We start from the raw sequence: 8,765 nt of genomic DNA on the forward strand, positions 1-8,765 counted from the left end.
TGCTCAGGAATCTGGATATTTGCCGTCCTGATCAAGTCTGGGGAATCGATATTACTTATCTTCGGATGGAGAAAGGCTTTATGTATCTGTTTGTCATCGTGGACTGGTACAGCCGACGAATCGTCGATTACGAGCTCTCGAGCACCTTGGAAAAGACATTTGTTATGGATTGCCTGAAACGAGCACTAGCCGACCGCAAACCTGATATCATCAACAGTGATCAAGGGAGCCATTTCACAAACGCTGAATACTTAGAGTTGCTCGATCATGCGAATGTAAGAGTGTCCATGGATTGTCAACATTAAATCAGACAACTTTTTTAAGGGCTGCTTGGTGGTACTGAACAGGCGTCATGTACCCCAATGATCCATGAATTCGATGCTTGTTAAACCAGTTGACATAGTCGTATAGTTCCAACTGCAGGTGATGAAGGCTTTGAAACTCCATCTGATGGATGAACTCTGTTTTCATGACCTTGTAGGTCGCTTCAGCTACAGCAGTGTCATCAGGACAACCCTTCGCGCTTAGCGATCGACCGATCTTGAAGGTATCCAGGAGCTCGTCCATCTTTTGGTTTTTAAACTCACTCCCACGGTCCGTGTGAAACCACTGGATTTGGTTCAGATCGCCTTCTACCGTAGCAATGGCACGGCATTGTAGAGATCCGCTCCTTAGTATGATAGGTCTATTCTACAAGCCCTTATTTTTTCTGTCCAACTTAATGTAGACGATCCTATAGTTTTCACTCTACCCGATTATTCCCTCTTTCCCTTCCTCTCTCAATCTTAAGGAATAGAATTATAAATAGAACAAGTATCCCAGTAAAAATTAGATGCACAGGCAGCATTAAATGTAAGTAACCTGTGTAATACGCGTGGAAGATCCCGTAGTTTAACAGGATAAATGTAAACACAGATAGCGCCATTAATTGCTGATGAATAGTAGTCATCTTCACTCGGATACGCGAGTCGTCTGGAACAAAGCTGAAGTACATCTTCATGCGACGCAATACGTAGCATCCCCACACAATAACGGCGAATATGATCACCTGGTACACTCTCGCTGTCATAGAGAGCGGATCGATGTTCATAGAATCAGTGCGCCACAATATAAGAAATTGGATCAACCCCTGTAGCCCATGCCCAATAATCATGACTAGGCAAACATCCAGGGAATTTGAAAGACGACTCGCAGAGCCAAGAAAAAGAAAATACTGTGCGCAATGATATCAATCATGTTTAACCCCAAGATCCGTAACGGATAAGATGGCACCACTATTAATACTGATACAAAGGACATATATTTGAGGTTATCTCTAATCGCAAAACCAAATAAGGTGAAAATTATCAAAAGCGTTGACAAGTTGTCAAGAAAACCGCCTATCAGATACAGCACAAGTTGCATACTGAACCCCCATTTTGTCTTTATGCGTTAGCCCGCTACCTCCTCCGGGATAACCGGCCCTTCCCGTAATGCTGCATATCCTTCTTAACAGCCAGATACACAAAAACGCCAATTAATCCGACAAGAATGATACTTAACAGCGTCGTATACAAGTAAAGATTATTCAACGCGACAAATCCTATACAAGCAGCCAACAACAACAGCATCGTGATGGATAAGATCAATAAATACAAATTCTCGTACTCCAACCGAACTCGCTTATGCCGATGATTTGGCACAAAGCTGAAGTGTAGCCGTTTCATATGCAGGAAAAAACTAATACCTATAAGGCAGCCAGCGGAAAGGAGTTGAATGAGTCTCCCCCAAAGAATCGTTTCATCCAATGAGTCCAACCTATAAAAACCGAGGTAATGAAAAGGATAAATCAATCCAAGCTGCATTACTGCCAACACCACATACATTACAATAGTCAATATTATCGAATAGATCAAAGGAATCTCGAACATCAGCCACATAAATAAAATGTACAACACAACATGTATGAGAACATCCACCATAGCGAGATCCGCCACCCGAAGCTGGTAGGAGCATAAGTTGATCAGGATCGAACTAATCACCAGCAATTTCATATTTTCTCGGATGGGCAAACAGAACAAGGCAAACACAAAGATATACATCGCCAATCCTTCCACGGTCCCACTAATTGTAAAGATCAGATAATCAATCATCATACCACCCTTATTTTCTGTATAATTCGAATAAAAGAAAACGTTTTACATCCGCTAGTAAACAAAGAAGCATGAAAGGAACAGAAGTAGTTTGCATCCATAGCCACCCCTGCCAGAAATGCTATTGTACCACATAATCATTGGTGCGTGCAGTTATTGTCCCAACATTCTGCAGACTTCTTCTTTTCGCAATGGATTTTTCATACGGGTTAACTCCCCCCTCCTCACTGACATACACCAATAAGGAGGCTTGTCTTCTCGCTAGATGTCCAACAAGCTCTGGAAAATGTCCCGTACATAGTCGGCAGGATCGAGCAGGGGTTAAGTTTCGGCTAGTGCCTCTGGAATCGCTGTGGGTGCATTTGTGGTACTACTACCATAAATGAATGATACCTTATTAACTATTTCACATTCGTACCGCACCCAATCACACGATTCATTACCCAATTACCATAAAGAGTGGAAGCCGGCGTAACTAATAAGAGTAAAAGGGTTAATAATCCGAGTTTTACACACGTAACCGTAAGAATTACATATACTTACTACTATTAATTATTGATACTACTGCCATTATCAACGAAACTGCTCGCCTGCTCATACCCCATCTACTACATCGGTATCACACTAGCTAGTCCACACCCAAAAGGAGACGACCTGTTTGTACAAATAAGCCGACCTCTACTCTACTAAATACACCAGTTAACTACTCTTCTGAAGAGGCTTCTACGTGCTTTTCCAACGTCTCGATCGCACTCTTCCATAACAGATCTTCCTGCTTCGCTATCACACTGCCATGGCGTGTAGTTAAGGTGATACCTGGATTTACGGCGTCTCGCTCTGAATCATAAATCCGATAAAACACCAAATATTCTTGCTCCAATTCAATCGACGAAGGAAGTCGAATGATCTGCTTTTCCTTGAACCGTTCATCTCCCTTGAATTGTTCCAGCAATTCGAATTCAACCGCTTTCAGGGATGGATTCACAAAAGCAATAGCAGTCGGTCGTATATGAACAATGTAGTCAGAAAGATCTATGAGTGCATCCAAATTTTCCGCTGATTCTATAACTTGATGTTTGTCTTGAAATGCTTGCTGTTCTGGTGACGCTTGGATTGTCTTTCTTAATTGCTCAACGTTTTTATCCTTAAGCGGGCCGATTTGGATACGATCCCTATCAATAATATTCGGAACACCGACCACAGTGTAAACTACATTCTCCCGATACTCGCTAAAGGCACAGCTGAGAATACTTGGATGACGGAATCTGTTACGCTTCCTTTGAACTGTTCCCGGACCTGTATATCATATTCCAAATACGTATCGTAGGGACGTGAAGCAATCTGTTCTCCTGTTAGGATATGGTCAGAGAGTTCAATCCATTCTTCAAGTGTCTCTATCGATAGATGCGCCGCTTCACCATATTCGGAAAAATCCAACTCTCCTTTACCTATGAAATCGCAAGATGATAATAACAAAACGACGATTATTATCTTCAAGCATAGTGTTAATCGTACTATCACTATAATCCCCCTATCATTTAGTATATTTGTACTAGTTGCTCTACGACTAACACGTTCAGTCATTTTCCCTTTCCTTCGTTACCTTTGCCATTTTGATTTTATCTTTTAATTGAATCGCGCTTTCGAACACAAAATTTTCATTGACCTCCTCATGCTTTGCCACGCCACGATCCGCTTGGTCACCCTGTATCTTAAACTTCCCTTGCCATAACGCAAAGATCGTATACGATCCATCATCTAGTTCGTCATCGAGTTTAGCGAAAATAATTTGTATATCCCCGGGTTGCATAACGGATACGCCTTCCACTCGCATCTCAACAAACTCTTCTTGCTGTGGCTGACTTGGATCTCCAAACAAATGAGGGCGATAAAGGCCGCCTAATTCATTCACCAGTATGACTTCATTCTTGGACAGGTCCCCTTTGTAGACTTCTTGTATTTCAACGGCTGATGTTGTGAATGGTAGGCTCGCGATCATTTCCGTTTTTTGATGTTCATTCACCCTAACCTCTGCCACTACGTCCGCTTGATCGAGTAATTCATCAATGCTGTAATAAAAAGAATAAGAACCATGAAAATCGAAAATGGGTATAGCGCTATCGTCTTCGCTAATGGATGTACATCCAGTAGCAAAGGAGCAAAGTAATGACACACATATAAAAATTATCGATATTATCTTTACATTCCTCATTATCGCTCCCCTCCTTTCATTAGTATACAGCTGATTCATTGCCGTGACATGATCCTGCATGTCATGCGCCCTCGGATCAACACATGACTCACGTCCTAACTAGTTATATTAAGCATTATTTGTTGGTCAGAGGGTGATTACCATCATAAAAATTGTAGTTTTGTAAGTGTACTTAGTCTATAGTAGATATAAGGAATATATTGGGTTGCGTCAGCGTGAAACAGTCAGCCCATTGGAGGAAAATCATTGAAACCATTCACTAAGGTCCAACTGCTCCTTATGACGATTTTTCTATGTATCATGGTGGCTTATCCCCTCTACTACGCATCGAAAGTTTATTATACGAAAGGCAAGCTTCAAAATGCCGTGATCGCGTACGGCAAGGAATATTGCGGCTACGAAATTGAAAGTGTCGAGATAGACATCAAGGATATGTTTTTTGGAGGGTCCTCTTGGTCAGCCAAGACTACGCCAGCTTACGGAGGCATTTGGGGAGAAAGCACTTACGGAGATGGATATATCGAACTATATGGATTTGGCGAGTGTGAGATGGAAGAATATCCTTATTTCTTGACGAAGAAAGGGGAATTCAAAATACCCGCAAACATGTTGTCTAATCGAACATTTATTTATGATGTATCCGAGGTAGACCCGCAGTACCTGGCGAAATCAAATTTCAATTTCATCACACTCACCGATCAATTTGGCGCGGTAATCATTAGCTTCTTCCTCTTTCTAGTTGGATTAGTCGGATTGGCAGGACTGCTGCTCTACTACATCGTAGGTTTGATTTCTACACTGGTCCAAACATGGAGAGACAGAAGCAACTGACGCAAGCGACAAAAACCGTGTGATCCTTTCTCTCTGCTCACTGTTCATTGCGGTAATACAACATCGAGATGGGAAAAGCAAGGATAACACCTAGCAGGATTAATGCAAATCCGTTAATGGGGTCGTTAAGTATACCCGATTGAAACAACAGGACAATTATGAATATATACACAACACTAATTAGATAGGATGTGTGCCCCGCTCGCAGCTTTATATTTCGGTCATCTTGGTTATTAGAGGCAAGAATAAGATCAGTACTTATGGAAAAGATCCCTCCCGCAAAGAACAATGCCCCAATCACTTTCTGCCAATCATTGATGAAGAAGAGTCCCCCGAATATGAGCAGTAGTGCACCTAATACGATGTTGATTGTTTTCACTCTCCAGCACCCCTTTCATTGCATGTGTAAGGCGAGCTTACGTTCCAACTAACATAAAAAATAGCCAAATCTTCCTTTTCTTATATTACTAGATAAACAAAAAATCTTCATCATTAAGCATACTCATCCAAGTTGCAATCTCATTTGTCGGATACGATGGTGCGAGTTGAACAGCCTGGTAATGATGTAAACACTTTGACAGAAATAAAGAATATATATATGCACTTAGGGCTTGCTAAACGATTCTTTTTCCAAAACGAAGAGCTAGGCACCCACGAGATAGAATTGCGGAAATAAAACAAAAATAATCGTGGAGCCTGCCCTCCAGGTTCATCATCAGGGATTTGCAGTGCAAAGTTCCTACACAAATAAAGGGCCCAGTCCTATTATGCCAGAAGGACGAGCCCTTGTATCGTTCGATTCATCTATGATTACACATAGTAAGATTCATGGTGTTACGACTGAGGCTGCTTTAACTTGTAAATTTCCGCATCATGCTTGGCCGATTGGTTCCTCAGATGGTCAACTTCAAAGATAAGGTTTCGACTCTCCTTCAACAGTTCACGGTGTCTAAGTTGATTTTGTTCTCTCTCCGCTTCAAAGCTTTGTTCCATTCGGTCCATTCGCTGTTCCATTCGGTCCATTCGCTGTTCCATTCGATCCATGCGGTCTTCAGTGTTCTTAACTGTCTTGTTAGTCTCAGCCACCATCTGAATCAATTGAGCCAGCATATTCTCCATCCGTTCAAAACGTTCCTCAGACATATCCCAGCCTCCATCACCATGATTGTTCTCATTATACCACACCCAAGAAAAGGGAACAAGCGTTTCCTTCCTTTTGAGCGTTCTACTGGTCTAAATACCTAGAGGGATGTCAACTTATTACCTTTTACCATTGATTCATGTTATCAACTTCACAAGTTCGTTGCAGAATGGTGTGTGGTACGTCGGTTTATTACCCAAATACCATCAAGAGAAGAAGACAGCGTAATGATTAGTGGTAAAAGGGTAAGAAATCCGTATCTGAACCGTTAATTCCAAAGGATTTCATGAGTATTCTACTATTCATTAATGGTAGTACTACCACTAACACCTGTTAACTACGGACAACCCTGCCAATTGTCTGATATATCCCCAGATTCACGTCAAGAGATTACCCGATAGCCGCCTCGTGAACCTGTAGTTTACCATACCACGATCGAAAAATGTTCCACGAGGGACAAGATTATTTTCAACCATTCAACAAATGATTCAACCATTCGAGATTATGGCCCGACACTTGCGTGGAAACGCTGTCAACTAATGGCGAATATTACGTGGGAGTATCTGACCAAGCACCTCTTCGCTGCTGGACCATATCGCATCTGAACGAGAATCGACTTCTCCCTAGAACAATGAAAAGCAGCTTACTCCTCGATGGGAGCAGAGCTGCCTGACCGGTACATTTTATTTGCCTGTGACTTTGTAAGCTCCAGCCCAATTCCCTAACCAACTTTCACAATAACGCTTACCCCGCTCCAAGCAATCTCTCATCGGCTGACAGGCAGCCTGATGGAGAAGGTTGTTCCTTGACCAACGGTGCTGGTTGCTTTGATCATGCCGCCGTGGCCGTCCACGATATTTTTCACAATGGCCAAGCCTAATCCTGTGCCGCCACCCACGGTTGCATCATCGGCAGTTGTGCTCGTGGCCGCTCCATTGCCATTGAAGCCTCTGGTTCTGGCTTTGTCAGCTTTGTAAAATCGTTCGAATATATACGGCAGATCCTCGGCCGGAATGCCCTCCCCCTGATCCGATACTTCAAGCAGTAGTTGTGGCTCGGTCTCCTCTTCATGTGTCTCTGCCATCGCGGCTAGCAGGGTAATCGCTTTCCCCTCCGACGTATGCCGCAGCGCATTGTCGGTCAGATTCGTCAGCACCTGTTCCAGTCGGTCTTCATCGGCATCCTGTATGAGCAGTTCCTGAGCTGGAAGCTCCATATGCAGCTCCACCCCATGCTCCTTGGCTAAGGCCGAAAATTTGCGCACGATGCGCTTCACCAGATTGCTGATGTTGACCTCCTCCCGTTTCATGACGAGATGACCGGCCTCCATACGGGCCAGATCCAGCAAGTTATGGACGAGTCTGCCCATCCGCAGCGATTCGTCCAAAATCACTTGCGCCAGCTCCCTCCGCTGCTCCGGCGAGTCCGCAATGTCATCGAGCAGCGCTTCGCTGTAGCCCTGCAGCATGGAGAGCGGCGTGCGCAGCTCGTGCGAGACATTCGCGACGAAGTCATTGCGCAGCTTGTTCAGCTTATGCTGTTCGGTGACATCCCGCAGCACTGCTACAGCCCCTCGCACCTGCTGGTTCGTATACAGCGGCGTCATGACGACAGACCAGACTCCTTGATGAACCTGGATCACGTCGGTTAATTCGGTCGATTCCCGCACAACAGAGCGGAAGACGCCTTCCAGCGGCTCCGGTACGGGCGCGCCATCGCTTGTTCCGAACTCGTCAGTGCGCTTCTCGTTCTGCACTGTCGTAGAGCCTGCCGCCCATTCCAATGCGCTCCATTCCTGCACAAGCTTCTCGCCCTGCGGGTTCGTCAGAATCACACGTCCATCCGCATCGAGTGTGATGACGGCATCCGTCATACTGCGCAGCACACTGCTCAGATGCTCCTTCTCATGATTCAGATCACGTACGGTGCTCTGCAGCTGATCAGCCATATGGTCGAATGCGTTGGCCAGCGCACCGATCTCATCCGAGGAGTGGTAGCCGAGCCGTGCGTCATAGTCTCCACGTGTCAGCCGCTCCGCGGCATCGCGCAGCTTCACCAGGGGCTGTGTAATCTTCGTGGACAAGAAAAAGGCGAAGAACGTCGTTAAGGAGAACCCGATCACGCCGGTGTAGATAAACAGGTGCTTCACATCATTCGAATTCGAAAAGGCCATGTCGATATATTCGAGCAAAAAGAACCCCAAAATCATCAGGACGACTGCTACGAGTAAAATAATCGTGGCCCACAGCTTGCCTACTACACTGTTCCAGAGCTTCATCTGATTCCTCCTCTATGTTGAGAACAGGTCTGATTTCGTTTCCCCTATGTTGAGAACAGACCTGTCTGTCCGTCGCGCCGCATTGACTCCTCTATTATAAACGACCTGACGTTCGCGTCAAAAGCGTGGGGAGTTAATCCGATTTGTTCGATGGGGTCTGTCAAAGATTTT

The 8,765-nt window shown here is 44.5% G+C and carries 8 protein-coding genes and 2 pseudogenes; 2 read left to right on the forward strand and 8 right to left on the reverse strand.

What is annotated here, in order from left to right; genetic code table 11:
• Positions 1–293: pseudogene (locus XYCOK13_RS21140) on the forward strand (transposase); the annotation flags it as partial.
• 13 nt (positions 294–306) lie between these two features.
• Here the strand turns inward: XYCOK13_RS21140 and XYCOK13_RS22425 are convergent.
• The 5 genes and pseudogenes from XYCOK13_RS22425 to XYCOK13_RS21165 form a co-directional block, all read right to left on the reverse strand.
• Positions 307–606: pseudogene (locus XYCOK13_RS22425) on the reverse strand (transposase); the annotation flags it as partial.
• 833 nt (positions 607–1,439) lie between these two features.
• Positions 1,440–2,132 (reverse strand): hypothetical protein, encoded by a 693-nt coding sequence (locus tag XYCOK13_RS21150; RefSeq protein WP_213414237.1) that lies wholly within the window; start codon positions 2,130–2,132, stop codon positions 1,440–1,442.
• A 703-nt stretch (positions 2,133–2,835) separates the two neighbouring features.
• Positions 2,836–3,333, reverse strand: a complete 498-nt coding sequence (locus XYCOK13_RS21155; RefSeq protein ID WP_213414238.1) for a hypothetical protein — start codon at positions 3,331–3,333, stop codon at positions 2,836–2,838.
• 8 nt (positions 3,334–3,341) lie between these two features.
• Entirely contained in the window at positions 3,342–3,653 is a 312-nt protein-coding gene (locus XYCOK13_RS21160) for a hypothetical protein (RefSeq protein ID WP_213414239.1), read from the reverse strand.
• Positions 3,654–3,708: 55 nt separating this feature from the next.
• Complete coding sequence (locus tag XYCOK13_RS21165; protein ID WP_213414240.1) at positions 3,709–4,344, reverse strand: hypothetical protein; 636 nt, start codon at positions 4,342–4,344, stop codon at positions 3,709–3,711.
• Between the two features lie 246 nt (positions 4,345–4,590).
• Here XYCOK13_RS21165 and XYCOK13_RS21170 point away from each other — a divergent pair, with 246 nt between their 5' ends.
• Positions 4,591–5,175, forward strand: coding sequence for a hypothetical protein (locus tag XYCOK13_RS21170; protein WP_213414241.1), 585 nt, complete (start codon positions 4,591–4,593; stop codon positions 5,173–5,175).
• A gap of 37 nt (positions 5,176–5,212) precedes the next feature.
• Here the strand turns inward: XYCOK13_RS21170 and XYCOK13_RS21175 are convergent, their stop codons facing one another.
• The 3 genes from XYCOK13_RS21175 to XYCOK13_RS21185 form a co-directional block, all read right to left on the reverse strand.
• Entirely contained in the window at positions 5,213–5,554 is a 342-nt protein-coding gene (locus XYCOK13_RS21175; protein WP_213414242.1) for a hypothetical protein, read from the reverse strand.
• A gap of 455 nt (positions 5,555–6,009) precedes the next feature.
• A complete protein-coding gene (locus tag XYCOK13_RS21180; protein WP_213414243.1) occupies positions 6,010–6,318 on the reverse strand; it encodes a hypothetical protein in 309 nt (102 codons plus the stop codon).
• A gap of 764 nt (positions 6,319–7,082) precedes the next feature.
• Positions 7,083–8,594 (reverse strand): HAMP domain-containing sensor histidine kinase, encoded by a 1,512-nt coding sequence (locus XYCOK13_RS21185; protein WP_213414244.1) that lies wholly within the window; start codon positions 8,592–8,594, stop codon positions 7,083–7,085.
• Positions 8,595–8,765 lie beyond the last annotated feature (171 nt).

This window comes from Xylanibacillus composti (assembly GCF_018403685.1).
GTDB classification, from domain to species: Bacteria; Bacillota; Bacilli; order Paenibacillales; family K13; genus Xylanibacillus; species Xylanibacillus composti.